Source organism: Sphingobium sp. R-21 (genome assembly GCF_049913335.1).
Taxonomy (GTDB): domain Bacteria; phylum Pseudomonadota; class Alphaproteobacteria; order Sphingomonadales; family Sphingomonadaceae; genus Sphingobium.
On the sequence record NZ_CP184374.1, the window covers coordinates 1094811 to 1121809 of the forward strand.

25 protein-coding genes, 1 tRNA gene and 1 pseudogene are annotated in these 26999 nt (G+C 62.8%); 17 read left to right on the forward strand and 10 right to left on the reverse strand.

Translation table 11 applies throughout. The features are described 5' to 3' along the window. Positions 1-17: 17 nt before the first annotated feature. On the reverse strand, positions 18-716 hold the full coding sequence (locus tag ACN9MX_RS05110; RefSeq protein WP_426387288.1) for an NAD-dependent deacylase: 699 nt from the start codon (positions 714-716) through the stop codon (positions 18-20). 194 nt (positions 717-910) lie between these two features. Between ACN9MX_RS05110 and dapB the strand changes: the two genes are divergently transcribed. The 4 genes from dapB to ACN9MX_RS05130 all read left to right on the forward strand — a co-directional run bounded on the left by dapB (position 911) and on the right by ACN9MX_RS05130 (position 2962). After that, positions 911-1675, forward strand: coding sequence for a 4-hydroxy-tetrahydrodipicolinate reductase (dapB, locus tag ACN9MX_RS05115; RefSeq protein ID WP_426387289.1), 765 nt, complete (start codon positions 911-913; stop codon positions 1673-1675). Positions 1676-1681: 6 nt separating this feature from the next. Then, positions 1682-2332 carry an endonuclease III gene (gene nth, locus ACN9MX_RS05120; protein WP_363734658.1) on the forward strand — a complete coding sequence of 217 codons (651 nt, stop codon included), beginning with the start codon at positions 1682-1684 and terminating at the stop codon, positions 2330-2332. 95 nt (positions 2333-2427) lie between these two features. Further along, complete coding sequence (locus ACN9MX_RS05125) at positions 2428-2811, forward strand: hypothetical protein (protein WP_414714711.1); 384 nt, start codon at positions 2428-2430, stop codon at positions 2809-2811. A gap of 74 nt (positions 2812-2885) precedes the next feature. Next, positions 2886-2962, forward strand: a tRNA-Arg gene (locus tag ACN9MX_RS05130). 14 nt (positions 2963-2976) lie between these two features. Here ACN9MX_RS05130 and ACN9MX_RS05135 read toward each other — a convergent pair. The 4 genes from ACN9MX_RS05135 to ACN9MX_RS05150 all read right to left on the reverse strand — a co-directional run bounded on the left by ACN9MX_RS05135 (position 2977) and on the right by ACN9MX_RS05150 (position 9292). Then, positions 2977-3462 (reverse strand): methylated-DNA--[protein]-cysteine S-methyltransferase, encoded by a 486-nt coding sequence (locus tag ACN9MX_RS05135; RefSeq protein WP_363734656.1) that lies wholly within the window; start codon positions 3460-3462, stop codon positions 2977-2979. Between the two features lie 80 nt (positions 3463-3542). Continuing rightward, on the reverse strand, positions 3543-4943 hold the full coding sequence (locus ACN9MX_RS05140; protein ID WP_426387474.1) for an efflux transporter outer membrane subunit: 1401 nt from the start codon (positions 4941-4943) through the stop codon (positions 3543-3545). A gap of 2 nt (positions 4944-4945) precedes the next feature. Further along, positions 4946-8125 carry an efflux RND transporter permease subunit gene (locus ACN9MX_RS05145; RefSeq protein WP_363826118.1) on the reverse strand — a complete coding sequence of 1060 codons (3180 nt, stop codon included), beginning with the start codon at positions 8123-8125 and terminating at the stop codon, positions 4946-4948. Between the two features lie 3 nt (positions 8126-8128). Continuing rightward, positions 8129-9292, reverse strand: coding sequence for an efflux RND transporter periplasmic adaptor subunit (locus ACN9MX_RS05150; protein ID WP_426387290.1), 1164 nt, complete (start codon positions 9290-9292; stop codon positions 8129-8131). A gap of 118 nt (positions 9293-9410) precedes the next feature. Between ACN9MX_RS05150 and ACN9MX_RS05155 the strand changes: the two genes are divergently transcribed. Further along, entirely contained in the window at positions 9411-9998 is a 588-nt protein-coding gene (locus ACN9MX_RS05155) for a TetR/AcrR family transcriptional regulator (protein WP_363826120.1), read from the forward strand. Positions 9999-10228: 230 nt separating this feature from the next. Then, positions 10229-10390: a hypothetical protein gene (locus ACN9MX_RS05160; protein ID WP_426387291.1), complete on the forward strand. Its 162-nt coding sequence runs from the start codon at positions 10229-10231 to the stop codon at positions 10388-10390. A gap of 4 nt (positions 10391-10394) precedes the next feature. Here ACN9MX_RS05160 and ACN9MX_RS05165 read toward each other — a convergent pair whose 3' ends face one another. From ACN9MX_RS05165 to ACN9MX_RS05175, 3 genes are all read right to left on the reverse strand, one after another. Continuing rightward, positions 10395-13286: a M16 family metallopeptidase gene (locus ACN9MX_RS05165; RefSeq protein ID WP_363826122.1), complete on the reverse strand. Its 2892-nt coding sequence runs from the start codon at positions 13284-13286 to the stop codon at positions 10395-10397. Positions 13287-13502: 216 nt separating this feature from the next. Continuing rightward, a complete protein-coding gene (locus tag ACN9MX_RS05170; RefSeq protein ID WP_363734652.1) occupies positions 13503-14888 on the reverse strand; it encodes a DEAD/DEAH box helicase in 1386 nt (461 codons plus the stop codon). 248 nt (positions 14889-15136) lie between these two features. After that, positions 15137-15607 carry a pyridoxamine 5'-phosphate oxidase family protein gene (locus ACN9MX_RS05175; protein WP_363734651.1) on the reverse strand — a complete coding sequence of 157 codons (471 nt, stop codon included), beginning with the start codon at positions 15605-15607 and terminating at the stop codon, positions 15137-15139. A 114-nt stretch (positions 15608-15721) separates the two neighbouring features. Here ACN9MX_RS05175 and ACN9MX_RS05180 point away from each other — a divergent pair, with 114 nt between their 5' ends. The 11 genes and pseudogenes from ACN9MX_RS05180 to ACN9MX_RS05230 all read left to right on the forward strand — a co-directional run. Further along, positions 15722-16294, forward strand: a complete 573-nt coding sequence (locus tag ACN9MX_RS05180; RefSeq protein ID WP_133652153.1) for a NifU family protein — start codon at positions 15722-15724, stop codon at positions 16292-16294. 100 nt (positions 16295-16394) lie between these two features. Then, entirely contained in the window at positions 16395-17024 is a 630-nt protein-coding gene (gene tsaB, locus ACN9MX_RS05185) for a tRNA (adenosine(37)-N6)-threonylcarbamoyltransferase complex dimerization subunit type 1 TsaB (protein WP_363734650.1), read from the forward strand. Then, positions 17021-17500, forward strand: a complete 480-nt coding sequence (gene rimI / locus ACN9MX_RS05190; RefSeq protein ID WP_363734649.1) for a ribosomal protein S18-alanine N-acetyltransferase — start codon at positions 17021-17023, stop codon at positions 17498-17500. The genes tsaB and rimI overlap by 4 nt, the downstream gene beginning before the upstream one ends. A gap of 112 nt (positions 17501-17612) precedes the next feature. Beyond that, positions 17613-18038, forward strand: coding sequence for a MucR family transcriptional regulator (locus tag ACN9MX_RS05195; protein ID WP_363734648.1), 426 nt, complete (start codon positions 17613-17615; stop codon positions 18036-18038). Between the two features lie 123 nt (positions 18039-18161). Continuing rightward, positions 18162-18584, forward strand: coding sequence for a Fur family transcriptional regulator (locus ACN9MX_RS05200; protein ID WP_133652157.1), 423 nt, complete (start codon positions 18162-18164; stop codon positions 18582-18584). 6 nt (positions 18585-18590) lie between these two features. Further along, positions 18591-19331, forward strand: a complete 741-nt coding sequence (locus ACN9MX_RS05205; RefSeq protein WP_426387292.1) for a lysophospholipid acyltransferase family protein — start codon at positions 18591-18593, stop codon at positions 19329-19331. Between the two features lie 27 nt (positions 19332-19358). Continuing rightward, positions 19359-20708: a tRNA (N6-isopentenyl adenosine(37)-C2)-methylthiotransferase MiaB gene (gene miaB, locus ACN9MX_RS05210; RefSeq protein ID WP_426387293.1), complete on the forward strand. Its 1350-nt coding sequence runs from the start codon at positions 19359-19361 to the stop codon at positions 20706-20708. Between the two features lie 122 nt (positions 20709-20830). Further along, entirely contained in the window at positions 20831-21835 is a 1005-nt protein-coding gene (locus ACN9MX_RS05215) for a PhoH family protein (RefSeq protein ID WP_363734645.1), read from the forward strand. A 26-nt stretch (positions 21836-21861) separates the two neighbouring features. Next, complete coding sequence (gene ybeY / locus ACN9MX_RS05220) at positions 21862-22362, forward strand: rRNA maturation RNase YbeY (protein ID WP_363734644.1); 501 nt, start codon at positions 21862-21864, stop codon at positions 22360-22362. A gap of 99 nt (positions 22363-22461) precedes the next feature. Next, positions 22462-23409 (forward strand): hemolysin family protein, encoded by a 948-nt coding sequence (locus ACN9MX_RS05225; protein ID WP_363734643.1) that lies wholly within the window; start codon positions 22462-22464, stop codon positions 23407-23409. 105 nt (positions 23410-23514) lie between these two features. Next, a pseudogene (locus tag ACN9MX_RS05230) lies at positions 23515-24792 on the forward strand (DUF2142 domain-containing protein); the annotation flags it as partial. An 84-nt stretch (positions 24793-24876) separates the two neighbouring features. Here ACN9MX_RS05230 and ACN9MX_RS05235 read toward each other — a convergent pair. Then, complete coding sequence (locus ACN9MX_RS05235; protein ID WP_426387294.1) at positions 24877-25614, reverse strand: phosphatase PAP2 family protein; 738 nt, start codon at positions 25612-25614, stop codon at positions 24877-24879. Further along, positions 25592-26989, reverse strand: coding sequence for a dihydrolipoyl dehydrogenase (gene lpdA, locus ACN9MX_RS05240; RefSeq protein ID WP_426387295.1), 1398 nt, complete (start codon positions 26987-26989; stop codon positions 25592-25594). The genes ACN9MX_RS05235 and lpdA overlap by 23 nt, the downstream gene beginning before the upstream one ends. Between the last annotated feature and the right edge of the window lie 10 nt (positions 26990-26999).

A 26999-nucleotide genomic window follows, 5' to 3' on the forward strand; every position in this document is an offset into this window, starting at 1 on the left:
GGCCCAATCGCTCCGGATCAAGCCAGCAGTTCGCGCACCAGCGCAGGCACCAGGACGCTCGCAGCGCCCATCCGGCTTTCCTCGAAATAAAAGCTGCCGGCCGACGGCTCCAGGTTCAACTCGAGCGTCCGGGCGCCCACATGGCGCGCGGTCTGCACGAATCCGGCAGCCGGATAGACCGCTCCGGAAGTGCCGACCGAAACGAACAGGTCGGCTTGTCGCAGTGCGTCGTCGATCAGATCCATTTGGTACGGCATTTCTCCGAAGAACACGATATCGGGCCGCAACGCTCGACCTCCGCATCCGTCGCAAATCGATCCCGGCGGCAAGGAATGTGTCCATCGCATGGCCTTGCCACAAGCCGCGCAAAGGACGGACAGCAACTCCCCATGCATGTGAACCAGCCGCTGCACCCCTGCCCGCTCGTGCAGATCGTCGACATTCTGGGTAACGATCAGCAACTCGCCCGGCCATTCCGCATCAAGCGCCGCCAGCGCCTCATGCGCGGCGTTGGGCTCCACCTCGGCCAGCCTGGCTCGCCGCTCATCATAGAAGCGATGCACCAGGGCGGCGTTCCGCTCGAGGGCTTCAGGGGTGCAGACGTCCTCGACCCGATGCCCTTCCCACAATCCGTCGGGTCCGCGAAAGGTGGCAAGGCCGCTTTCGGCCGAAATCCCCGCTCCAGTCAGGATCACGATGTTGCGAATGTCGTCCATGTCATGGTCCCGTGCGATGGCGGCGTGAAGGGCCTATGCCTCATGGAGCGCTGTTCCGGCAATATTTCGCGAGCCCAGTCTGTCCGCCACTACAACGCATTCGCCGATTTCCATGGAGCCGCTTTTGCGGCACGGGGATGACAAGGCCACCCCGTTCTGGCATCGGCCGTGCGACCAGATTGGGGATGAGATTGATGACACGGATCGGCATTTACGGAGCGGCAGGGCGCATGGGCCGCGCCATCGCGCAGATCGCGCTGGAGTCCGGCCTGGAAGTTGCAGGAGGCACGGACCGCGAAGGCGAAGGTGAACTGGCTCCCGGTATCCCCATCGGCACCGATCCGATCGCGCTGGCTGAAAAAAGCGACGTGCTGATCGACTTTTCGGTGGCCGCCGCGCTTTCGGCCCATCTGAATGCCTGCATCGCGGCGAAGAAGCCGATCCTAATCGGTACCACCGGGCTGGAACCTGCGCATCATGCGCTGATCGACGACGCATCGGCACAGATTCCGATCCTCCAGACCGGCAATACCTCGCTGGGCGTCAATCTGCTGGCGGCGCTGGTGGAACAGGCGGCGGCGCGCCTGGGCGACGATTGGGACATAGAAATTGTGGAAATGCATCACCGCCACAAGGTCGACGCACCGTCCGGCACTGCCCTGCTTCTGGGCGAGGCTGCGGCGCGAGGGCGCGGCATTGCTCTGGCGGATCATAGCGAGCGCGGTCGTGACGGCATCACGGGAGCACGGGCAAAGGGTGCGATCGGCTTTGCCGCGTTACGCGGCGGTTCGGTGGCGGGTGATCATCAGGTCATCCTGGCGACAGAGGGCGAGCGGATCGAAATCGGTCATCGCGCCGAAAGCCGCACCATCTTCGCCAGGGGCGCGGTGAAGGGCGCGCAATGGCTGATCGGCCGGCCCACGGGACGCTATGGCATGAAGGGCGTGCTGGGTTTGTAAGCGCTGATGAAGAAGGAGCAGATCTTCGATTTTTTCAGCCGCCTCGCTGAAGCCAATCCAGCGCCCAGAACGGAGCTGGAATATGGCAATGACTATCAGTTGCTGGTCGCTGTCGTCCTTTCCGCGCAGGCGACGGACGTGGGCGTCAACAAGGCGACGCGGGCACTCTTCCGCCAGGTCCACACACCGCAGGAGATGGTGGACCTGGGCGAGAAGGGCCTGAAGCAGCATATCAAGACGATCGGCCTGTTCAACGCCAAGGCGAAGAACGTCATCGCCCTGTCCGAAATCCTGGTGCGCGATTTCGGGGGAGAGGTGCCGCACGACCGCGACGTCCTGACCACCCTGCCCGGCGTCGGGCGCAAGACCGCCAATGTCGTGGTCAACACCGCCTTCGGGCAGGAGGCATTCGCGGTCGACACCCATATCTTCCGCGTCGGCAACCGCACTGGCCTGGCACCGGGCAAGACGCCGCTCGCCGTCGAGCTGAAGCTCGACAAGCGGGTTCCCGGCCCCTTCCGCCGCGATGCCCACCACTGGTTGATCCTGCACGGCCGCTATGTCTGCAAGGCTCGGAAACCCGAATGCTGGCGCTGCATCGTGGCCGATCTCTGCCGTTTCAAGCCCAAGACGCCCGCGCCCGACGCCAATCCTTGATTATTGTGCGGTTCAGGCGCCGCGCGGTAGAAGGAGCCACAGGACGGATGATGCGTTTCCGCGACGTCATCCAGACAGTCAACAGGAGAGACGATATGTCTGCCCCCCTCATCCGCAAACTCGCCCTGGCGGCGGCGCTCGTCTGCGTCGCAGGCCCTGCACTCGCCCGCAAAGCTCCCGACAACCTGGTTCCTGCAGGAAAGGCGGTCGACTGCGTCCAACTGACCGCGATCCGCTCCACCGAGGTTCGCGACGACCGGACCATCGACTTCATCATGAACGGCAACAAGGTCTATCGAAACACCCTGCCCATGAGCTGCCCAAGCCTGGGTTCCGAGAAACGGTTCATGTACAAGACCAGCCTGTCCCAGCTCTGCTCGGTGGACATCATCACCGTGCTCTATCAGACTGGCGGCCTTCAGCGGGGACCAAGCTGCGGCCTGGGAAAATTCCAGCCAATGGAGAAAATGACGAAATAACTTTGGCCTGAGGCGATTTAGATGCTGGCGTGAGCGATTGGGCTTTGCTAAGCGCCCCTTCGTACCAGCAATACGCACCCATAGCTCAGCTGGATAGAGCGTTGCCCTCCGAAGGCAAAGGCCAGAGGTTCGAATCCTCTTGGGTGCGCCATTTGCGAATGGAAATCAGATAAATTTCCGTTCCAAGCCAAGCAGATGGCTCTTGGTCTTCAAACCACCTGCAAAGCCTGTCAAAGCGCCGTTGGCACCCACCACCCTATGGCACGGGACAATGATGGAAAGCGGGTTACGGCCATTGGCGGCACCCACGGCCCGGCAGGCGGACGGTTTCCCGATCTGGCGGGCAATGTCGGCATAGCTTCGCGTCTCCCCGAAAGGGATTGTCAGCAGCGCAGTCCAAACGCTCTTCTGAAAATCCGTTCCGACGAAATGAAGCGGCAGATCGAACGCTTCCCGCTGCCCGGCGAAATATTCCGCCAGTTGGAGCGCGGCTTCGTCCAACACCGGATGGTCGCGATGCTCAACCCGCTGGCTCAAGCGGACCCTGCGGGGATCATCGTCCTGCCACAGCACCGCCATCAGGCCCGCTTCGTTCGCCACCAGCGTCAATTCGCCGACCGGAGAGGTCATCATGCGACAGGCGTAGGTCATGCCTTCCCTTCCAAATCCTTGCCCGAACCTGCATGGGGCATGACCTGCCGGACTGCCTTCCCGCTGCTTGCGGCCAAAGATTATTTCAGGCCGCCGCCCATGGCGCGATAAAGTTCGATCATGTTCACAGCGCGGGTCAGGCGGGTCGCGAGCAGGCTCTGTTCGGCATTATAGAGCGTGCGCTGAGCGTCCAATGTGGTCAGGAACGGGTCGACGCCCGCCCGAAAGCGCGCTTCGGACAGGCGATAGCCGACCCGCGCCGCGTCCCGCAACGAACTCTGCGCCTCCAGCTGCTCGGTCATCGTGCCGCGGCGCGCCAGCGCATCGGCCACTTCCCGAAAGCCGGTCTGCACGCTCTTCTCATAGGTCGCGACCATGGCGTCATAGGTTGCTCGCGCATAGCGCAGATTGCCCCGGTTACGGCCGAAATCGAAGATCGGCAGGCTGGCGGAAGGGACCACCGACCAGGTCTCGCTGCCCGACTTGAACAGGTTGGAGAGACCAAGGCTCAACGTGCCGAAGGCGGCGGTGAGCGAGATGTTCGGGAAGAAGGCCGCGCGTGCCGCGCCGATATTGGCGTTCGCCGCCAACAATTGATGCTCTGCCGCCATGATATCCGGGCGGCGGAGCAAGGCTGCGGAAGGCAAGTCGGCGGGCAGGTTGGAAAGAGTGATGTCGCCTTCAGGCATCGCCGCCGGCAGATACCCTTCTGCGACCGTCGTACCGGCCAGCAGGTTCAGCGCGTTCTGATCCTGGGCGACCAATGTGGTCGCCTGGGCGATGTCGGATCGCGCCTGATCATGGCTGGTCTGCGCCTGCCGCACCTCCAGTTCGGACGCTATGCCCTTGGCAAAGCGCGCCCGGGTCAGGTCCAGCGTCTGACCGAACGCCTTCTCCAGATCGCGCGCGATCCTCAACCGCTCCTGATCGGCCGCCATGGTCAGCCAGGCGTTCGCAACCTCCGCGATCAGCGCCGTCTGCGCGGCATTGCGGTTTTCCATTGATGCGAAATATTGCTCCTGCGCCGCCTCGCTGAGATTGCGCAGTCGTCCGAACAGGTCGATTTCCCATGCCGAAACACCGACGGACGCCGAGTAAATGTCCATTCGGCCCGTCCCGACCTGAGAGAAGGGCGTGTCCTGATAGGTCGCGCTGCCGTTGGCGGTCACCCTGGGGAATATATTTGCGCGCTGTACCCGATATTGCGCCCGCGCCTGCTCGACATTGGCCAGGGCAATGCGCAGGTCGCGATTATTGGCCAGCGACGTCTCGATGACCCGTGTCAGCCGCGGATCGACGAAGAAATCCTTCCAGGCCGTATCCGCCGGGACGATCGCCTGCCCCGGCCCGGCCGGATAGGCCGACCCCTGCGGGCTTTCCTGCGGCACAGGCAAGGCGGGACGCACATATTTGGGCGCCATGTCGCAGGCCGCCAGCGTCAGCACCAGCACAGCCGCCGAGAACGGCTTGATCTTGTTCATCGTCATGGTGCCTCCTGCGAGCCGGGCAGAGCGTTGCCCGCTTGCCCTTCCCCGTCCTTGCCATGATGTTCGCGGAACAGCCGCTTCACGACCGTGAAGAAGACCGGCACGAAGAATATCGCCAATATCGTGGCGGCCAGCATGCCCCCGACTACCGCCCAGCCGATGGCGTTCTGACCACCGGCGCCCGCGCCCTTCGCCACCGCCAGCGGCAGCACGCCGAAGACGAAGGCAAAGCTGGTCATCAGGATCGGCCGCAGGCGCAGCTTGCCGGCTTCCAGCGCCGCCTGCGCGGGTGATAGCCCCTCACGCATCTTTTCCTCGGCAAACTCGACGATCAGGATGGCATTCTTGGCCGACACGCCAATGGTCGTGATCAGGCCGACCTGCAGATAGATGTCGTTGTTGAGGCCCACCAGGGTCGCCGCGACAACCGCCCCGAACACGCCAAGCGGCACCACCAGCATCACCGCGATCGGCACCGACCAGCTTTCATAGAGAGCAGCGAGGCACAGGAAGACGATCAGCATGGACAGCGCATAGAGCGCCGGCGCCTGCCCGCCCGATGTCTTTTCCTCATAGGAAATCCCGTTCCATTCATAGCCCACGCCAGCCGGTAGCTTTGCTGCCATCTCCTCCATCGCCCTCATGGCCTCGCCGGTGGAAACGCCGGGTGCCGGCGCCCCCATGATCTGCATCGACGGCACGCCGTTGTAACGTTCCAGCTTGGCGGGACCATGGGTCCATTCGGTGGTCGCGAAGGCAGAAATCGGCGCCATCACGCCGCTGCTGCCGCGCACGTGCAGCACGCCGATCGCATCCGGCGTGGTGCGGAAGGGTGCGTCGGCCTGCACATAAACGCGTTTCACCCGGTTGCGGTCGATGAAGTCGTTGACGTAGCTGCTGCCCATCGCCGTGCTGATGGTGTCGTTGACGTCGGACTGCGCAATGCCCAACGCGCCGGCTGCCGCCTGATCGACATTCAGCTTGAGCTGCGGTGTATCTTCCAGTCCATTTGGCCGGACCTGCGCCAGCCGCTTGTCCGCCATCGCCATGCCCAACAATTGGTTGCGCGCCTCCAGCATCTTGTCGTGGCCGAGCTCGGCCCGATCGACGAGCTGGAAGTCGAAGCCGGTGGCATTGCCCAGTTCCTGAACGGCGGGCGGTACGAAGGCGATCACCATGCCGGCGGTCAACTTGCGGAAGGCGGCATTGGCGCGCAGAGCGATGGCGGACACCTTGTTATCGGCGCCCTTCCGCTTCGACCAATCCTTCATCCGGACGAAGGCGAGCCCGACATTCTGTCCCTGCCCCACAAAGCCAAAGCCGGAAATGGTGAACACGGCCGCGACATTATTCCCCTCGGCTTTCACGAAATGATCGCGCACCTTCAGCAGGGTTCTTTCGGTTTCCCCCAGCGTGGACCCGGCCGGCAGCGATACCTGGGTAATGATGATCCCCTGATCCTCGTCCGGCAGAAAGCCGCCGGGCAGACGCAGGAAGATGATCCCCATGCCGACGACGATCAACGCATAAACCAGCATCGTCCGGCCCCAGCGCCGTTCGACCTTTTGCACAGTGGCGCCATAGCGCACGACATTGCGGTCGAAGCTACCGTTGAACCAGTCGAAAAACCGGCCGAACCGCGATCCCAAAGGGCCCGTCCAGATATGGCTGTGTCCCTTGGGCCGCAGAATCGTCGCGCAAAGCGCAGGCGTCAGTATCAGCGCGACCAACACCGACAATACCATCGCCGACACGATGGTGATGGAGAACTGGCGGAAGATTACCCCCGTCGAGCCGCCAAAAAACGCCATGGGGAGGAATACCGCCGACAGCACCAGGCCAATGCCGATCAGCGCGCCGCTGATCTCATCCATGGATTTCTTGGCGGCTTCCCTTGGGCTCAGCCCCTCCTCCTGGATGATGCGCTCCACATTCTCGACCACGACGATCGCATCATCCACCAGCAGCCCGATCGCCAGTACCATGCCAAACAGCGTCAGGGTGTTGATGGTGAAACCTGCCGCATAGAGGACCGCCAGCGATCCCAGCAGCACGACCGGGACGGCGATGGTGGGGATCAGCGTGGCACGCCAGTTCTGCAGGAACAGGAACATCACCACGAAGACAAGCAGCGTGGCTTCAAACAGCGTATGGATGACCTGCTCCACCGACAGCTTCACGAAGGTGGAATTGTCGACCGGGAAGTCATATTTGACCCAGCTTGGGAAGGTCTTGGACAATTCCTTGACCCGGCTCTTCACGCCTTCGACGGTATCGAGCGCATTGGCACCCGGCGCCAATCTCACGCCAAAGCCGGCGGCGGGATGCCCGTTGAACTTCGCGCTGAAGCTGTAGCTTTCCGCACCCAGTTCGACCCTGGCGACATCCGCCAGATAGACGACCGATCCATTGCTGTTGCTGCGCAGCCGGATTTGCCGGAATTCTTCGGGCGTTCTGAGCCGCGACTGCGCGGTGACGGTCGCGTTCAGCGCCTGCCCCCTGGGCGACGGCGTGCCGCCGATCTGACCAGCCGAAACCTGGGCGTTCTGGGCCCTGATGGCGGATTTGACGTCGCCGGTGGTGACGCCCAGATTGGCCATCTTATAAGGGTCCAGCCAGATACGCATGGCATATTGCGCACCGATCAACTGGGTGTCGCCCACGCCGGGAACGCGGCTGATGGGATCCTGCAACGTGGAGGCGATGAAGTCGCCAGCATCCTGCTGGTCGTGAATGCCGTCATCGGAATAGACGGCCATGATCGTCAGGAAGGTCGAGGCGGACTTGGTCACGCGCAATCCCTGCTGCTGCACTTCCTGGGGCAGCAGGGGCGTGGCCTGGGCCAATTTGTTCTGCACCTGGACCTGCGCGATGTCGGCATCGGTCCCCTGCTCGAAGGTCAGGGTGATGTTCAGATTGCCTGCGGAATCGCTGCTCGACGAAAAATAGCGAAGGTTATCGATGCCCTTCAGCTGCTGCTCGATGATCTGGGTGGTCGTGCTTTCCAGCGTTTCGGCATTCGCGCCCGGATAGCTGGTGGCGATCGTCACCGCGGGCGGCGCGATCTGCGGAAATTGCGCCACGGCCAGCGAGCGTATGGCCAGCATGCCGGCCAGCATGATGACGATGGCGATGACCCAGGCGAAAATGGGCCTGTCGATGAAATAGCGGGACATGGGTCAGTTCGCCCTGCCAGCATTTGCCTGCTTCTGGGCGACGGTGACCTGCTGAGCCGGGCCCGGTTTCACGACCGTTCCGGGCCGCAGGTTGACCAGGCCTTCCACGATCAGCCTGTCTCCAGCCTTCAGGCCTTTGGTGACGATCCATTTGTCGCCCACGGCCCGGTCGGTTTCGACCTGACGCAGTTCAGCCTTGTTGTTCGTGCCCACGACCATGGCGGTCGCCCGGCCCCGCGCGTCGCGGGAAATGCCCTGCTGCGGCGCCAGGACCACCTGGCTCCGCTCTCCTTCGACCAGCCGGGCGCGGACATACATGCCCGGCAACAACAGCCCGTCCGGATTGGCGAAGGTCGCACGCAACGTCACGGCGCCCGAGCTGGGATCGACCGTCACCTCGGAAAATTGCAGACGCCCCTCGATCGGATAAGTGCTGCCATTGGGCAGCAGCAATTGCACGCGCGCGCCAGCGGCAACGCCGACTCCACCGGCCTTCATCGCCTGCTTGAGGTCGATGATCTGCGCGGCCGATTGCGTGACGTCGACATAGACGATGTCGGTGCGCTGAATCGTGGCCAGGGGATCGGCCTGCCCCGCCTGCACCAGGGCGCCAGGCGTGAAAAGGGAGCGCCCGATACGTCCCGATATCGGAGCCCTGATGCGCGTGAAATCCTGGTTCACCCGCGCTGCCTGGACAGCCGCCTGCTGCGCCGCAACATCGGCGCGGGCCTGCTGAGCGGATGCCGCGGCATTGTCGGCCTCCTGCCTGCTGACCGCGTTGATGCCGACAAGATCCCGGTAGCGCTGCGCCTGAAGGGCGGTTGCGCGAATGGATGCCTGCGCCCGCGCCAGCGCGCCCTGAGCCTGACCCAGAGCGGCTCGATAGGGCGCATCCTCGATCTCGTAAAGCATCTGGCCGGCGCGCACCTGCGCGCCCTCCGCGAACAACCGACGGCGGATTATCCCATTGATTTGCGGGCGAACTTCGGCCGTCTCCAGCGCGGCGATACGGCCAGGAAGTTCGGTCATCAGGGGCGCGTTCTGCACCGTGAGTTCCACAATGCCCACGGAGGGAGGCGGCGGCGCAGGCGGTGACTGTTCCCCGCAACCACCCAGAGCCAGAGCGGATGCACAGGCCAGCAATCCGACGAATATCCCCTTTTGCATCGGCCGTGCTCCGTCTTCAACAATGGCATTCTACCGGAATGAACGTTCATTCCGGTTGCGGCGCAGGTAGGAACATGCCACAATTTGTTCAAGAGTAAAAAAGCCTGGGGGAAAGTTTTTGGTTGCGCCGCAACATGAACAGAATGCGAGAAACCGCATATTGGGCGCGGCTCGAAACCTGTTCGCCGCCAATGGTTTTCACCAGACCGCCATGGCCGAACTGGCCTCCGCCGCCCAAGTGTCGGTCGGCCAGATCTACCGCCTGTTCAAAGGCAAGGAAGATATTATCGAGGCGATCGTCCAAGCTGACGCGCAAGAGCGGGAAAGGACGATCCAACACCTGCAGGATCGGCTTGATGCAGGCGATATCAGCGTGGAGCAGACATTCGAACTGCTGATGCTGGATGTCATGGACAACCCGCACGAAGCCCTGTCCTTCGACATTCTGGCTGAAGGTTTTCGCAACGGGCGGGTCGCAGACATGATAGCCGACATGTGCAACGGCTTGCGCAAATCCCTCAGCGATTTTGCCTGCCTGGCCAACCCCGGCCTGTCAGGGGAAGCGTTGAAGAGCGCCGAGGAAATGATCCTTGCCTGTCTTTTCGGCCTTGGTCATCGCAGCCTGTCGAGACCTTCGATCAACGACGAACGCACGGCGCGATGCGCGGCATTCATGATCGTCGCTGCCCTGCGAGCCATGAAGTAGAAGGATTTCCAAACGACCGGACCGATCGCTGGTCGAGAAATCGCGGGCTATAGGATTTCAGGAAGGCCATCTGGCTCAACCAGGTCGATGTCCGCGCCAGCACCGACGACCAATCGACCCGCCCTCGGTTCCCCTCCTTCTACCGCATTGCAGCAGATAGCTGCACGCGAAGCGGCAACTTTGTCAGCCCATGAACATTCTCGCCTCGAAATCGTTCCGGGAGGCATGAGATGAACATGGATATGACGTTCAACCGCAGCTATTTCGAAGCGCGGCTGGATCGCAACCGACGGCTGGCCGCCGGCTCGCGCAATCCGGAAATTCGGGCGATCCACATGGAATATGTCCGGCTCTACAGCCAGTTGCTGGAACGGGGTCGCCCGCCGGCCTGATCCATCATCTGGCGGCAACACCTTCGGGCAACACGACCGCAGACCAGCTTCTGGCGGATACCAGATATTTGGCAGCAAGGGCCCGAATGTCGGCCGGAGTGACCGTCAGCATGTCCTGCGCCATGGTCTGCATGGCCTGGACATAACGCGGATCATGGGTCGCTCCCTCCATCTGGTTCATCCAGAAGGCATTGCCTGTCCCGGCCCGCATCAGCAGTTGCCGCATCGGCGCGACCGCCCGTTGCAATTCATCATCGCTTACCGGATTCTTGGCCAGATCCGCCGCCGTATCCTTCACCACGCCGTAGAAATAATTGACCCGATCCGGGCGGACCTGGCTCGTCACCAGAATATAGCCGCCGCTTTCATAGGAAAATGGCCAGTTGTTCTGGACACTGGGTGAATAGGCCGCCCCTTCGGTAGAGCGCAGCTTGTCGAACAGCCGATCATTGAAAATCTGGGTCAGGATTTCCAGCTGCCGCGCTTCCTTGGTCAGCGCGAAACCGCCTGCGGTCGGCCAGGCCATGACAGCCGCCGCCTGCTCCTTATCACCCTTGTGGCGCAGGACCACCGGCGCCTCTACATGCGCGGGAAAGCGCATGACCTTGTTCGCGGCGGGAACAGGTACATCGGTCCGCTGCGGCAAGGCACCAAAGGTCGCGGCCACGGCCGCAATGGCGTCATCGGCCTTCACCTGTCCGAATATCTGAATCTCGATGGGCCCGGAAGCCAGCAACGGCTCCCAGGTCGCGCGAAAGGCCTGCGGTGTCAGTGCATCGATCTCATTGCGTGATGGCGTGCGGAACCGCACATCCTTGTCGTGCAGCAACCAGTTGAGGTCACGCGCCAGAACCGAATCCGGTGCCCGTTCCATCGCATCATAGGCAACCCCGGCCCCCGTCTTCACACGCGCGATGGGCGCCGGATCCCATCCCGGCGCGAACAATTTGGTCGCGAACAGCAGCAACTGATCCTTATAGTCCGCCGGCCGCGTCACCGCCTGCATTTCAAAGGCGTCGTCGTCGATGGAGAAGTCCATGCCCATGCGGCGCCCGTTGGTCAGATCGTCCAGTTCCCGTTGACCTAGCTTTCCGATCCCGCTCGCCACCAGCGCATAGTCGGCTGCCCAGCCCGGCACTGGCCTGGTAGGAGAAAAGGCCTGCTGGCCATGGCCGAAGCGGACGTTGATCCGCACCTTCTCCGTCTCCGCATCATTGGCGAACAGGGTCAGCTTGACGCCGTTGGAAAAGGTGATGCTCTCCATTCCCGGCAGACCGATGGGCGTGCGAGAGACGACTCTGCCCGGCGCGCCAAGCTTGGGCAGGTCCGCCATGGTCACGACCTTGTCCGCCAGTCTGGCGTTGGTCGCAGCCTTGACTGGCGCGGCGACGGCGGCCGCCAGGCGGGCGTCGACCCCCGGCTGCACCTTGCCGGTGATCAACTGCGCGCGAAAAACGCCTGCGGAAAACAGCCGCCGGGTGGAATCCAATATCTTCTGCGGCGTCATGCCCGCTTTGCCGGAACGGAAGATTTCCAGTGCCGCCTGCGGGCTGACGGTGGTTTCGCGGATGTCGACCGCGCTTACCAGGTCGCTCGCCTGCTTGGCACCGGCCTCCGTATCCGCATTTTCGACCTGAATGGCGAGCGCGGTGTCCATCTGGGCATATTCGCGGTCGATTTCGATCTGGCTCGGCGGGGTGTCCTTCGCATCCTCTATGATCGCGCGGACATCGCCCAGCGCCTTTTCCCAATTCTCTCCCGCCGGCACGATGGTGACGAAGGTGCCGTCGGCGGAACGGCTGATATCCTGCTGATCCACACTCGCCTGAAGAAAGCTGCCACCACTGCGCGCAGCCTGTTCCAGACGGCGGCTGATGATCTGCAGCGCCAGCATGTCGGTCAGCTTGTCCTGATTGTAGACGATGGTGTCGGCATGCGGCTTCCAGGGACGCAGCCAGGCCATGGTCAGGCCCGTCGGCGCGCCCGGCTCCACCGTCACCCGGGTCGCAGGCGCCTTGGGATCGGGTTCGCCGAAATCGGGTAGCGGTGCCCCCTTGCCCGGGACGGTCCAGGGACCGAAATTATCCTTGATCAATTGCTCCGCCACGGCCGGATCAATATCGCCGGCAATCGAGATCACGGCATTTTCCGGTCGGTACCAACGCTGGTGGAAAGCCTCCATCTTCGCGGCCGTGACAGCATTCAGCGTCGCGACCGTGCCGATCGGGCTATGATCGGCCAGCGGCTGGCCAGCGAAGAAATGCCGCCGGGTGGCGTCGGAAATCCGCATCTGCGGCCCGTCGCTTTCCCGCTTTTCCGCCAGCACGACGGCCCGCTCTGCATCAACGGCGCTGTCGACGATATTGGGATCGGTCATCATGCCGGCCAGGATCTTCATGCTTTCGCCGAGGCTGGCCGGGGTCGTCTGCGGCAGGTCGAGCGCATAGGTCGTTCCCGTGGCGGTCGTCTGCGCATTGCTGTCGCTGCCGAAGGTGACGCCCAGCCGCTGCCAGATGCGCTTGGATTCGCCGTCCGGCACATGGCGGGAACCGCGGAAGGTCAGATGCTCCATGAAATGGGCGTATCCCAGTTCATCGGGATGCTCCATCAGAGAGCCGGCGTCGATCCGCAGCCTGACCGACACCTGCCCCGGCGGCACGCCGTTGCGGCGGACAGCGTAGCGCAAGCCGTTGGACAATGTGCCAAAGCGCCACGCCGGATCGATGGGCACGTCGCTGTTCTCATAGAGCCATGGCCTGACCTGTGCATGGCTGGAACCCGGCGCGACCGGCGTGGCGGCTGGATCGCTTTTCGCCGAGAGAGGCGCGGTAATGCCCGAAAGCAGAAGGGCAAGGACGGACAGCGAAGCGGCAGAACGCCGGAAAGGAAAGCTCATGGCCGCGCAGCCTAAAGAGATTTTCCTGAATGGCCACTGACAAAGCACGAAGCGCGCGGACTGCTGCGCAAAATCCCTCCGGATTGGGCATCCGGAGGTTCTGCGGCGGCGAGCACCTGGTCCCCCGCCGCCGATCTGCAATCCTATCGCGCGAACCGGGCTCCTACCTGGGCAGGAGCACATCGGATATCATTAAACCCGCAGTCGGGCCGCCATTCACCGCCCGCCGGTCTTCTGAACCGCGCCCTTATGGGTGCCGACACCGCCGCCCCCGCGACGCCGCCGGAAATTCTTCTTTGCCGGGTTCGCGGCTTCGCCGTCCGGCCGATGCGCCCGCTCGGCATTGCCGCGCTGCTGCTTCTGCTGGTCCTGATAACGACGCTGGCCGTCGGCGCGGCGCACTTTCTGCTCCGGCGTCTGCTCGCGCCCCTTGCGCTGCGGCGCGGCCTTGGGAAGATTGCGCACCGCCTCGACGAAATTCTCCGGCAGCGGCACGACGTCCAGCTTCACCTTGGTCGTGCGCTCGATGGCCTTCAGATAAGGCCGCTCGTCGTCCGCCACGAAGCTGATTGCGACGCCATCCGCGCCCGCCCGCGCCGTGCGGCCGATACGGTGAACATATTGCTCCGGCACATTGGGCAGCTCGAAATTGATGACATGGCTGACGCCCGACACGTCGATGCCGCGCGCCGCGATATCGGTCGCTACCAGCAGCTTCACATGGCCATGGCGGAAGGCCTGGAGCGCGGTGGTGCGCTGCGCCTGGCTCTTGTTGCCATGGATCGCGACTGCCTGAATGCCTGCGCCTTCCAGAAAGCGCACGACCCGGTCGGCGCCATGCTTGGTCCGGGTGAAGATGAGCGCGCGATCAATATCCTCATTCTGGATCGTCAGGTTGAGCAGCGCCTGCTTCTCCACCTGATTGACAAAGGTCGCCTGCTGCCGGACCCGCTCGGCCGTCGTTGATTGCGGGGCAACGCTGACCTTCACCGGATCGTGCAGGAACTGACTGGCCAGCGCCTCGATCTCACCCGGCATGGTGGCGGAGAAGAACAGGTTCTGCCGCTCCTTCGGCAGCAGTTTGGCGATGCGCTTCAACGGGTGGATGAAGCCCATGTCCATCATCTGGTCGGCTTCATCGAGGACGAAAATCTCGGTATCCTTGATCGTGAAGGCGCGCTGGTCGATCAGATCGAGCAAACGGCCCGGCGTCGCGACGACGATATCGACGCCCCGTCCCAACGCCCGGATCTGCCGGTTGATCGGCACGCCGCCAAACACGACCTCCACGGACAGCTTCAGGAAGCGGCCATAGTCACGGAAACTCTGCGCGATCTGCGCCGCCAGTTCACGCGTCGGCGACAATACGAGCATGCGGCAACCCTGCAGCGGTGTCGGCTTGGGATTGCGGGCGAAGTGATCAAGGCTGGGCAGCGCGAAGGCGGCGGTCTTGCCGGTGCCGGTCTGCGCGATGCCGCACAGATCCTTGCCCTTGAGCAACACGGGAATGGCTTGCGCCTGGATGGGCGTTGGCGAACCATATTTCTTGGCGGCGAGCGCCTTCAGGATCGGCTCGGCAAGGCCAAGGTCGGTAAATTGCATGAATGATAACTCACAAATGAGCCCCGGCGCCTGCCGGCAGGGCCGGGACGCAAGGCGGGTTACGAAACGACCCGCGTGAAAAGGGAAGCCTCAAAGCTTGGCGCAGACTTTCATTGGCCGGCCCCGATACCCGTCCGGGCCGAAGCGATCACGCTGCCAATCGCTGATGGGGGCATGAAGCCCGCTGCTGCGTTGCAGCGCATATGGCGGGAATGTCGGGAAAAAGCAAGCGGCGCCTTTCGCCTCCCCTAAAGCGTCACCTCGACATGCTTGCTTCGCATCTCCTCGCGCACGTCTCCGCCGAACATCTGCCGGAACATGCCGCCCAACGACATGTCCGCTCGCCAGATTTCCGCGCGGCCAAGATCGAAGCGCAGCATCATCAGATGCGGGTCCTGCCTCCCGCCGGGATACCAGCTCGCGACATCATTGGTCCAATAGCGATCTATTACCGCCGGGTCCGCCTCCTCAACCAGGGTGCCGTCGACGCAGGCGAACAGGAAATGCCCCTTGCCCGCGAACTGCGCCATGGCCGGCCCGCCCTTGGCCAACCGATTCTCCCGCGTCGTATAGAACCAGAAGCAATGATTTGCGCCGGGATCGAGCTGCGCCGTCATGGGCATGCTGTGATCCGGTGATCCTCTCAGGCCGACCATCAGGAACGGGCTTTGCGACAATTCCGTCCAGAAGCGGTGGCGGATATCGGTCTCGTTGCTCATCTTCTCTCTCCCTTCGACATCAGGCGGGGCTCAATCGACGGCGCCAAGCGTTTTGCGAGACGCAATTTAGCACGAAAGCTTGATCTTGCGCAGTCTTCTCTCCACATAGCGGGCATGTTGATCGAGACAGAAGCGACGCCCAATCCGGCCACCGTCAAGTTCATTCCCGGCCGCGTGGTCATGGGCATGGGCACCCGTGATTTCGCCACACCGGAAGAGGCGGAGGCATCGCCGCTGGCCGACGCGCTGTTCGGGCTGGGCGACGTGACAGGCGTCTTCTTCGGGGGAGACTTCATTTCCGTCACCATCGCGCCCGGCGCGCAGTGGAGCGACGTGAAACCCGACATTCTTTCCGTCCTGCTCGAACATTTCACTGCCAACATGCCGTTGTTCGCGCCCGGCTCCGCCGGCGAGATTTTCGTGCCGGAAGAAGAAGAATTCGCCGACGATCCGGAAGATGAGGAGATCATCGCGCAGATTCGCGAGTTGATCGACACGCGCGTTCGTCCAGCAGTGGCCAATGACGGCGGTGACATCATCTATCGCGGGTTCGACAAGGGCACCGTCTATCTGCGCATGCAGGGTGCCTGTTCGGGCTGCCCTTCCTCCACAGCGACGTTGAAGAACGGCATCGAACAGCTGCTCAAGCATTATGTGCCCGAAGTGACGGAAGTTCGCGCTGTCTGAGCGAAAAAACAGTTTGCCGGGAATGATTGGCAAAGCCGCGCCGATCGATTAACCGCATAGCCGGGCATCGCATCAGGCGAGCGGTCTACAGGGGTTTTCTTTGCGCATATTGGTCATCGACACCGCGACACAGGCGCTGTCCGTGGCGTTGCTCGATGATGATGTGCCCCTCGGTCATTTTCATGAGATCGTCGGACGCGGGCACGCGGAGGCCCTGCTGCCCGCCATTGCCGCCTTGCCAGACGGCGGCCGTGCCGATGCGATCGCCGTCGATGTCGGCCCCGGCAGCTTTACGGGTGTGCGGATCGGCGTCGCCGCGGCGCGGGCGCTGGCGCTGGCCTGGGGCATTCCGCTGCATGGCTACAGCGCTCTCGGGATCATCGCTGCGAAGGCCGCCGCCGCATATCATCAAAGCGGACCTGTGGCCGTCACCATCACGGGCGGCCATGGCGAATTGTTCTGGCAGACCTTTTCCGCAGATGGGCTTGAACCGCTCGGCAAGGCGGCTTCCACGCCCATTGCCGAACTGGCGCACCAATTGGAGCATTCCACCGTCTACGGCACCGGCGCCGAAACATTGGTGACCGCGCGCGGCCATGGCATGGCGGTCAGCCTTTATCCCGATGCCGCCGACTATCCATTGGTGGCAGGATTGGCTCCCCTGCCGCCCTCCCCCATTTATTGCCGTGGGGCCGATGCACGGCCTATGGCGGAACGGGCCGCACCATGACCCCAGGCCTGACGCTCCATTCCTATGAGGATGGCGAACGGAACGCCATGAGCGACGCCATGGAAATCATGGCGCGCGCCTTCGACCCGGCTTTTGGCGAAGCATGGACGCTGCCGCAACTCGCCGGGGTGATGACGATGCCCGGAACATGGCTCACCATCGCCCGGATCGATGCCGCGCCGGTCGGCTTTGCCCTCGTGCGCTCGGTGCTCGACGAATGCGAATTATTGTTGCTGGCCGTCAGCCCGCTCTGGCGCGGAAGAGGCATTGGCGAGGCACTGCTGCGCGATAGCCTCAGAACGGCGCGCAAGCGGGGCATTACGTCGATGAATCTGGAAGTGCGCGCGTCGAATACGGCAATAAGCCTGTATGAAAAAGCCGGATTTGAATATGTACATCGCCGCCCCGGTTACTATCGCGGCAACGATGGACAACTTCATGATGCACTGAGCTTTCGTATCGATATGCTCAGGTGATTTTCATCCGCCCTTGCAAAACGTAAATCATCGGTATAGCTGACCCATACCGCTCCTGAAATGATTTTCCTCGGGCGGGTCGCGCAACCAATAGCCTTCGCAGGGAAAAGAAATGGAAATCGAATCAGCGCAGAGCGAACTGCTCATTACTTTGACGTCGGATATTGTCGCGGCCCATGTCTCGAACAACAGCGTCGCCGTCTCCGACGTATCTACCCTGATCCAGAATGTGCATGCCGCGCTTTCCGGCCTTGCTTCGCCGGCTGCGGTGCCTGAAGTGAAGCCGGAACCGGCGGTGTCGGTCCGATCTTCGATCAAGCCCGACTACATCATCTGCCTGGAAGACGGCAAGAAGCTCAAGATGCTGAAGCGCCACCTGATGACTCATTATCAAATGACGCCGGAAGATTATCGCGCGAAATGGAGCCTGCCGGCGGACTATCCGATGGTCGCTCCCAACTATGCCGAACAGCGCCGCAGCCTTGCCAAGAAAATCGGCCTCGGCACCAAGCGCCGTCGCGTCCGCGCACCCAAATAAGCGCGCAAACACAGGTAAAGCCCAAGGAAAAAGGGGAGCGCCCGATGGCGCGCCCCTTTTATAGTGGGAGGAAAGCCGCTAGGCTCTTTCCGGTCCACGTGAATTCCAGCCAAGTGAGCCTGCATGAACCGCAAGATCGACGTCGAAGCCCTTTGCCATGAAAAGGGCCTGCGCATCACCGAACAGCGCCGCGTCATTGCCCAGGTGCTGAGCGACGCGAGCGATCATCCGGATGTGGAGGAGTTGCACAGGCGCTCCGCAGCGATCGATCCGGGCATCTCCATCGCGACCGTCTATCGCACCGTCCGCCTGTTCGAGGAAGCGGGCATATTGGACCGGCACGATTTCGGGGATGGCCGCGCCCGCTATGAGGCTGCGCCCGAATCCCATCACGACCATCTGATCGATGTCGAAACCGGCAATGTCATCGAATTCGTCGATCCTGAACTGGAGCAGCTTCAGAAGCAGATCGCGGAAAAGCTCGGCTTTCGCCTGGTCGACCATCGGATGGAACTGTACGGCGTCGCGCTCGACCGCAAGAGCTGAGGCAGCTTGGCTGCATTCCGCCGCATCATGCGCCTGGCGGCCCTGGCCGCGAGCCTGCTGCTCTGCCTGATCCCACATCTGTTCTGGCGCGCGATTGGCCGCCGGTCACCCTGGCCGCCGCGCTTTCTGGCGTTGGCGGGCCGCGCCGTCGGAGCCCGCGTGCGGATCGATGGTCATCCCTTTCAGGGCGACAGCTTCATCATCGCCAATCATGTGAGTTGGGTGGACATATTGGTCCTGGGCGGCGCCACGGGCGCGGCCTTCGTCGCGCATGACGGCATAGCGCGCTGGCCGGTCATCGGTTGGTTGGCAGCGCAGAACAATACGCTTTTTGTCGCCCGCGACAGGCGGGGAGCGCTTTCCTCCCAGCTCGACACCCTGCGGGCGGCCTTGGCGGGGCATCAACCGGTTGCGCTTTTCCCGGAAGGCACGACCAGCAACGGCAGCGGCCTCCTGCCGTTCAAGCCCGCCCTGCTGGCTGTGCTCCTTCCCCCTCCGCGATCAGTCCGGATTCAGCCGGTCCATATCGACTATGGCCCGGCGACCGCCGAGATCAGCTGGCATGGCAACGAGCCGGCCGGGGCGAACGTCAAGAGACTAATGGAACGCAGCGGCAAGCTTGACGTCACACTGCGCTTCCTGGAGCCGTTCGATCCGGCAATCTGCCCCGATCGCAAGGCCTTGGCCGCCATGGCACAGGAAAGAATAGCCAGCAGCATCATCGCGCACCTGGCGCCTTTTACTTGAGCCGCACCCCTTGTATAGCTGGATCGCATGAATCGGTACGACGCCCAAAAGACTCCAGCGACATTCCACGTCAAATCCTTCGGCTGCCAGATGAACGTCTATGATGGCGAGCGCATGGCAGAAATGCTGGGAGAGCGCGGCATGACCGCAGCAGCCGAAGGCGTAGAAGCGGATCTGGTCATTCTCAACACCTGCCACATCCGCGAAAAGGCGGTGGACAAGGTCTATTCGGATATCGGCCGCATGATCCGCGAGGACGGCAGCCGCCCAATGATCGCCGTCGCCGGCTGCGTCGCGCAGGCGGAGGGCGGCGAAATCCAGCGTCGTGCCCGCAATGTCGACATCGTCGTCGGCCCCCAGGCCTATCATCGGCTGCCAGACCTGATCGATCAGGCGCGGCGCGGCGAGCAGGCCGTCGACACGGACATGCCGCTGGCGTCCAAGTTCGGCGCCCTCCCCGCGCGCACCAAACAGGCGCGGCCCACCGCCTTCCTGACGATCATGGAGGGCTGCGACAAATTCTGCACCTATTGCGTGGTACCCTATACGCGTGGCGCGGAGATAAGCCGAAGCTGGTCGGCGATCCTGGACGAGGCGAAGGCGCTGGTTGACGGCGGCGTGCGGGAGATCACCTTGCTAGGCCAGAACGTCAACGCCTGGACCGGCGAGGACGACAAGGGACGGGCCCAGGGCATGGACGGCCTCGTCCGCGAACTGGCCAGGATCGATGCGCTGAAACGGATCCGCTACACCACCAGCCATCCCAACGACATGAGCGACGGACTGATCGCTGCCCATGGCGACGAACCCAAGCTGATGCCCTTTCTCCACCTGCCCGTGCAGTCGGGCAACGACCGCGTGCTGAAGGCGATGAACCGCAGCCATAGCGCAGACAGCTATCTGCGCATCATCGATCGCGTGCGGGCGGCACGACCGGACATAGCGCTTTCCGGCGACTTCATCGTCGGCTTCCCCGGCGAGACCGAGGCCGAGTTCGAGGATACGCTGAGGATCGTGGAACAGGTCCGCTATGCGCAATGCTACAGCTTCAAATATAGTTCGCGCCCCGGTACGCCTGCCGCCGACATGGACGGGCAGATCGCAGCGGAGGTAATGGATGAACGGCTTGCCCGCCTTCAGGCGCTGATCAACCGTCATCAGGTCGAGTTCAACGCGGCCACGGTCGGCCGCCGCACCGACATCTTGCTGGAGCGCAAGGGCCGTCATCCGGGCCAGCTTATCGGCAAGACGCCCTGGCTTCAGTCCGTCCACGTCACCGCGCCGGAACTTTCCATCGGCGATATGGCGGAAGTCGATATCATCAGCGCCGGCCCGAACAGTCTGGCCGGACAACCCAGCAGGAGGAAGGCCGCTTGAACCTACTTACAGTCGTTCCCGTGACAACGGGAACCCATCTCCAGCCCTGTCCACCAGGCTTAGCCGACGGGAGATGGATACTCGCCTACGCGAGTGTGACTGATGAAAAGGGAGGCTGCTGAATGTCGAAAAAACCCAATCATACCCACCGGGCCGAAGTCGCCGAGCGCGCACGACTTGAAGTCACTTTCGACCGGCCGCACCTGCTGGGTGCTCTTTTCGGCCAATATGACCAGAATCTGGTAGCCATCGAAAACCGCCTGGGCGTCTACATCGCGGCCCGCGGCAACAAGCTCCAGATCGAGGGGGACGCCGAGGCTGCGGCGCGCGCGCGCGACGTGATGACCGGCCTGTACAACCGCATCGTCGCCGGCCAGGAAATCGATGCCGGTGCGGTGGAAGCCGTGATCGCCATGTCCGCCGAGCCGACGCTGGACGGCATCATTCGCCACGACGTGGCCGAACCGCCCAAGGTCATGATCCGGACGCGCAAGAAGACCATCGTCCCGCGTTCCGCGACGCAGGTGACCTATATGGAAGCGCTCACCCGCAACGACATCATCTTCGCGCTGGGCCCGGCAGGCACGGGCAAGACCTATCTCGCGGTCGCGCAGGCGGTGAGCCAGCTCATTACCGGCAGCGTCGATCGCCTGATCCTCTCCCGCCCGGCCGTTGAAGCGGGTGAACGGCTCGGCTTCCTGCCTGGCGACATGAAGGAGAAGGTCGACCCCTATCTTCGCCCCATCTATGATGCTCTCTATGACACGCTGCCGGCCGAGCAGGTCGAACGCCGCATTGCATCGGGCGAGATCGAGATCGCGCCTCTCGCTTTCATGCGTGGCCGCACCCTGTCCAATGCATTCATCGTGCTGGACGAAGCGCAGAACACCACCGTCGCCCAGATGAAGATGTTCCTGACGCGTTTTGGCGAAGGCAGCCGCATGGTCATCTGCGGCGACCCCCGTCAGGTCGATCTGCCGCAGCCCGGCATTTCCGGCCTGGCGGACGCCGTTGCGCGACTGGAGGGGGTGGATGGCATCTCCGTCGTGCCTTTCGGCATCAGCGACGTGGTGCGTCATCCCGTCGTCGGCCGCATTGTCCAGGCCTATGAGGGGCCCGATGCCTGAAATCCGCATGGCGTGGAGTGCCCGAAATGATTGAAGTCGCCGTCCTACACGAAGAGGGCTGGCCCGATACCGACTGGGAAATCCTGGCCCAGCGCGCTGTGACGGCTGCGATCGTCCACAGCCCCTATGCGTCCTTCGCGACGGACGAGGCCTTTTACGAGGTCGCGGTAAAGCTGACCGATGATGAAGAGGTGCATGGTCTCAATCGCGCCTATCGGGACAAGGACCGGCCGACCAACGTCCTGTCTTTCCCCATGGTTCAGGCCGACCTTCTGGAGGGCACGGCCAACACTGACGATGGCGAGGTGCTGCTGGGCGATATCGTGCTGGCGGAAGGGGTCTGCGCCAGGGAAGCCGCCGAGAAAGGCATCTCCATCGCCGATCATGCCGCGCATCTGATCGTCCATGGGACTTTTCATTTGCTGGGATATGATCATATGGAGGATGCCGAGGCCGAAGCGATGGAAGCGCTGGAAACCCAGTCGCTGATCAGTCTGGGCATTTCCGATCCCTATGGGGACCGTTGATATTGCACGGCATCGGCTTTAGCGGAAGGCCGTCTGCCCTTTGAGGGTCAGGACAAGGTCTTTACACGCGATGCTTTGAACAAGGGAACAGGAAGTACAATGGCGGAAGGCGGTCCCAAGGACGGCAACGGTTCGAAGGAATCGGACAGTAGCAGCCACGAGGGCGGTTTATGGAGCGGCCTGAAGTCGCTGCTCTTTGGCGATGAGGAAAGCCACAGCCTCCGCCGCGAGCTGGAGGATGCGCTCGACGAATATGATGAGGAGGAGCAGGAGGAAGGCGCCGCCCCTCCTGCCAAGGGCGACCTGTCCGCCATCGAACGCCAGATGGTCCGCAACCTCCTGCATTTTTCCGAACATACGGTCGATGACGTGGCTGTCCCCCGCGCCGACATCGTCGCGATCGAGGAAAAGGCCAGTTTCACCGATCTCGCCGCGCTGTTCGCTGAAGCGGGACACAGCCGCATTCCGGTCTATCGCGAAAATCTGGACACCATCGTCGGCATGATCCACATTCGCGACGCCTTCGCCATATTGGCGGGCAAGGCGCCGGTGCCCGACACGCTCGAGCCGCTGATCCGCCAGCCGCTTTATGTCCCGGAAAGCATGGGCGCGCTCGACCTGCTCGCGGAAATGCGGGCCAAGCGCACCCATCTCGCCATCGTGCTCGACGAATATTCCGGCACGGAAGGGCTGCTCACCTTCGAGGATCTGGTCGAGGAAATCGTCGGCGAGGTGGAGGACGAGCATGATGAGGAACCCGAAGCGATGCTGGTGCCGCTGGAAGGCGGCCTCTGGGAAGCCGATGCGCGCGCCGAGCTGGAGGATGTCGCGAAGGAAATCGACGAAAGGCTGGCGGACATCGAGGAGGATGTCGATACGCTGGGCGGCCTTGCCTTCGTGATCGCCGGTCGCGTTCCTGAGCCGGGCGAAATCATCGAGCATGACCAAAGCGGCTGGAAGCTCGAAATCCTGGACAGCGACGGACGCCGCGTCAGCCGTCTGCGACTGCACCCGCCCGCAAAACGGGAAATCCGCGAAGAAGACTGATCCCGCCCTGACGCGGGCGCTACTCAAATTGTCGATGCAGATCAGCCATCGGCGCGAAATATTAAGGGCTTGCTGCTAGGCCTCCCCGGGGCGAGGGGGCAATCGATGCGACGGGACGGACGAATATCCAGCTTGGCAGGTTCGGTGACGGTGGACCACGCGCCATGGACCGGCCTGGAAAAGCGGCTCTATGCGTTGATCTGCATCTCGACGCTCTTCTTTGCCTGCGTCACGCCGCCCTTTCAGGCTCCTGATGAGAACCAGCATTATGTGAAGGCGCTGTTCCTTTCCGAGGGCGGCATACTGGCCCAAAGGCGTGGCGAGATGATCGGCGCGAACCTTCGTCGCTCGGCCATCGATCTGCACGATGTCCATTTTACGGTGCAAGCCTCCTCCGGTGTTCGCCTGTTCCATCCTTCGATGCTGAAAACGGCATGGAATGAGGGGAAAACCCGTAGCGACGAGCGCAGCTTTGCCGATTTCCCCAATGTGGCAAATTATGCGCCCACCCTCTATCTGCCGGGTGCCATCGGGCTGACAATCGGTGAGGCTTTGGGCCTGCCCCCTTTGGGTGCATTCTACAGCGGCCGGATCGTGAATGCGCTGTTTGCGCTGATCGCGCTTGCTGTTGCGCTCCGCCTCATGCCCTTCGGTCGCTTTGCCATGCTCGGCACGGCGTTGCTGCCGACCTTCTGTTATCAAAATGGTTCGCTCTCCCCCGATGCGATCATCAACGGCACGGGCCTTCTGGGCCTCGCCTTGGCGCTGCGGGCGGGCTTTATGGGATTTACGGCCAAGCGCGGCCTCGCCCTCCTTCTATTGGCACCTTTGCTGGCGTTGGCGAAGGGCGTCTACTTGCCGTTGATGGCGGCTGGATTGCGCAGGCCAGAGAGCTGCCGTGATCTTCGCCCTTATTGCCTTCTTGCCGCGATGGCGGCCGGTGCGCTCGCCTTCCTTATGTGGATGAAGTTCTCCGGCGGGAGCCAGGCGCTCTACCATATTATGTCGCGCAAAACGGGGGAAATGGTCACGACAGCCCCGCTCGCCCGGCAATTTGCCGTGATCCTGCACGACCCGCTGGCCTATCTTCATGTCCTGGCGACCAGCGTGACAGAACGCGCGCCGGTCTATGCGTTTCAGATCGTGGGCCGCTTTGGCTGGAACGCTATCCTGCTGCCTTTGCTGGCCTATCCGCTGGCACTCGCGATGCTGGCCGGCGCGGTTTGCAGCGGGGCGGGCACAGGTCTTTCCTGGCGACAAAGGCTCTGGTGGCTCGCCGTCGCCGCCGGGGTTGCGCTGCTGATAGAAACCGCCATGTACCTCACGGGCACGCCGCTCGGCGCGGACTATATTCAGGGCACGCAGGGACGCTATTTCCTGCCCATCCTGCCTCTCGCGCTACTCGTCCTCATGCCCGCCGCGCCCTTTCGCGGTGCCGGCGTGCTGTTCGGCGGATCGGCATTGCTGCTACTGTGCATTGCCGCTGCTACGGTGTTCGACAGCTTCTGGGTCCATGGCTTCGTCACCGCCGACGGAATGCCCCCGCATCATGACCCGATCCGCCGACTCCTCCTGCCCTCCCCCCGCTGGTAGCCAGACGCGACACAGCGCCAGCCAGCCCAGCCCTTCGATCCATCCGGCCAGCACGTCGCTGGGCCAATGGACGCCCAGCCACACCCGGCTGATCCCGATCAGCGCGATTGCCGTCGCCATCAGGACATAGACAGAGCGCCGCCCGCCCAGGATCGCCAGTGCCCCGAAGAAGATCATATTCCCCGCCGCATGGCCGCTCGGAAAACTGTAGCTGTGCACAAGGTCGAGGTGCGGCAACAGATCGGGCCGGGGCGCGGCAAATATCTGCTTGGCCGCAAGATTCAGCAGCGTCCCGCCCACAACCGCGCAAAGCAACCACAGGGCGCGCGCCCACGCCATGCGCCATAGCGCCACGCAGCAGGCAGCCAGCAATGCGAAGCGCCCGGCCGTTCCGCCCACGGCCGAAGCAAATTGCATGATCCAGGTGATCATGACGCCGACGCCACTGTCTCGCGCACGTCCCGCAGCGCCCATGAGTCCGAAGTTCAACCCATCCAGCCATCCCTGCCGCTGGAGAAGGGCAATCCCCAAAACGCAAAAAAGCGCGAGGGCCAAAGCCCCCGCGCCTTTCTCCACGGCTTTACGCCGATCAGATATGGAGCGCGCGCCCATAAGCGGCGAGCACGCTCTCATGCATCGATTCCGAGATCGTCGGATGCGGGAAGACCGTATGCATCAATTCCGCTTCCGTCGTCTCCAGCGTCTTGCCGATCGTGTAGCCCTGGATCATCTCGGTCACTTCGGCACCGACCATGTGCGCGCCCAGCAATTCGCCGGTCTTGGCGTCGAAGACCGTCTTGGTGAAACCTTCGGCCTCGCCAAGCGCAATGGCCTTGCCATTGCCGATGAAGGGGAACATGCCGACCTTCACCTCATAACCGGCTTCCTTGGCCTTCGCTTCGGTCAGGCCGACGCTGGCGATCTGCGGATGGCAATAGGTGCAGCCAGGGATGTTGCGGGGGTCCATGGCATGTGGATGCTTGCCGGCAATGGCTTCGGCCGTGATCACGCCCTCATGGCTCGCCTTGTGCGCCAGCCACGGCGGCGCGGTGATGTCGCCGATCGCCCACAATCCCTCGACATTGGTGCGGCACATTTCGTCGGTCTTCAGGAAACCGCGCTCGTCCATGGCGACGCCCAGTTCCTTGAGGCCGATATTCTCGGTATTGGGAACGATGCCGATGGCGACGATCATATGGCTGAATTCGGCAGCCGTCTCCTTGCCCGTCTTGTCCTTCAGCTTCGCCTTCACGCCGTTCGCGCTGACCTTGATATCGCTGACGCCGGCGCCGGTCAGGATGGTCATGCCCTGCTTCTTCAGCGCCTTTTCGAGGAAGGCGGACACATCGGCATCCTCTACCGGCACGATGCGGTCCATCATCTCGACCACGGTCACGTCGGCGCCCATGTCATTGTAGAAGCTGGCGAATTCGATGCCGATCGCACCCGATCCGATGACCAGCAGCTTGCTGGGCATCTCCGGCGGCGTCATGGCATGGCGATAGGTCCAGACCCTCTTGCCGTCAGCAGGCGTGCCGGGCAGGTCGCGCGCCCGCGCGCCGGTGGCGAGGATGATGTTCTTCGCCGTCAGTTCCTCGGTCTTGCCGTCGCGCGTGACGCTGAGCTTGCCTTTCCCGGTCAGCTTGCCCTCACCCATATGGATGGTGATCTTGTTCTTCTTCATCAGGTGCGTGACGCCCTGATTGAGCTGCTTGGCAACGCCGCGCGAGCGCTTCACCACCGCTGCGATGTCGGCGCTGATCTTCTCCGCCGCCAGGCCATAGTCGCCGGCATGCTGCATATAGTGGAAGATTTCTGCCGACCGGAGCAAGGCCTTCGTCGGGATGCAGCCCCAGTTCAGACAGATGCCGCCGAGATTTTCGCGCTCGACGATCGCGGTCTTCAGGCCCAGCTGGGCGGCGCGAATGGCGGCGACATAGCCGCCGGGGCCGGAACCCAGAACGATAACATCATAATTTTCAGCCATGATCTATCTC

Coding starts and splice junctions, on each gene's coding strand:
- ACN9MX_RS05195 (WP_363734648.1), top strand. CDS start 17,613: ATGGAAATCGAATCAGCGCAGAGCGAACTGCTCATTACTTTGACGTCG.
- ACN9MX_RS05110 (WP_426387288.1), bottom strand. CDS start 716: ATGGACGACATTCGCAACATCGTGATCCTGACTGGAGCGGGGATTTCG.
- ACN9MX_RS05145 (WP_363826118.1), bottom strand. CDS start 8,125: ATGTCCCGCTATTTCATCGACAGGCCCATTTTCGCCTGGGTCATCGCC.
- lpdA (WP_426387295.1), bottom strand. CDS start 26,989: ATGGCTGAAAATTATGATGTTATCGTTCTGGGTTCCGGCCCCGGCGGC.
- ACN9MX_RS05180 (WP_133652153.1), top strand. CDS start 15,722: ATGTTGATCGAGACAGAAGCGACGCCCAATCCGGCCACCGTCAAGTTC.
- ACN9MX_RS05175 (WP_363734651.1), bottom strand. CDS start 15,607: ATGAGCAACGAGACCGATATCCGCCACCGCTTCTGGACGGAATTGTCG.
- ACN9MX_RS05160 (WP_426387291.1), top strand. CDS start 10,229: ATGAACATGGATATGACGTTCAACCGCAGCTATTTCGAAGCGCGGCTG.
- ACN9MX_RS05165 (WP_363826122.1), bottom strand. CDS start 13,286: ATGAGCTTTCCTTTCCGGCGTTCTGCCGCTTCGCTGTCCGTCCTTGCC.
- ACN9MX_RS05235 (WP_426387294.1), bottom strand. CDS start 25,614: ATGGGCGCGCGCTCCATATCTGATCGGCGTAAAGCCGTGGAGAAAGGC.
- ACN9MX_RS05150 (WP_426387290.1), bottom strand. CDS start 9,292: ATGCAAAAGGGGATATTCGTCGGATTGCTGGCCTGTGCATCCGCTCTG.
- ACN9MX_RS05200 (WP_133652157.1), top strand. CDS start 18,162: ATGAACCGCAAGATCGACGTCGAAGCCCTTTGCCATGAAAAGGGCCTG.
- ACN9MX_RS05225 (WP_363734643.1), top strand. CDS start 22,462: ATGGCGGAAGGCGGTCCCAAGGACGGCAACGGTTCGAAGGAATCGGAC.
- rimI (WP_363734649.1), top strand. CDS start 17,021: ATGACCCCAGGCCTGACGCTCCATTCCTATGAGGATGGCGAACGGAAC.
- nth (WP_363734658.1), top strand. CDS start 1,682: ATGAAGAAGGAGCAGATCTTCGATTTTTTCAGCCGCCTCGCTGAAGCC.
- dapB (WP_426387289.1), top strand. CDS start 911: ATGACACGGATCGGCATTTACGGAGCGGCAGGGCGCATGGGCCGCGCC.
- miaB (WP_426387293.1), top strand. CDS start 19,359: ATGAATCGGTACGACGCCCAAAAGACTCCAGCGACATTCCACGTCAAA.
- ACN9MX_RS05125 (WP_414714711.1), top strand. CDS start 2,428: ATGTCTGCCCCCCTCATCCGCAAACTCGCCCTGGCGGCGGCGCTCGTC.
- ACN9MX_RS05170 (WP_363734652.1), bottom strand. CDS start 14,888: ATGCAATTTACCGACCTTGGCCTTGCCGAGCCGATCCTGAAGGCGCTC.
- ybeY (WP_363734644.1), top strand. CDS start 21,862: ATGATTGAAGTCGCCGTCCTACACGAAGAGGGCTGGCCCGATACCGAC.
- ACN9MX_RS05140 (WP_426387474.1), bottom strand. CDS start 4,943: ATGAACAAGATCAAGCCGTTCTCGGCGGCTGTGCTGGTGCTGACGCTG.
- ACN9MX_RS05215 (WP_363734645.1), top strand. CDS start 20,831: ATGTCGAAAAAACCCAATCATACCCACCGGGCCGAAGTCGCCGAGCGC.
- ACN9MX_RS05135 (WP_363734656.1), bottom strand. CDS start 3,462: ATGACCTACGCCTGTCGCATGATGACCTCTCCGGTCGGCGAATTGACG.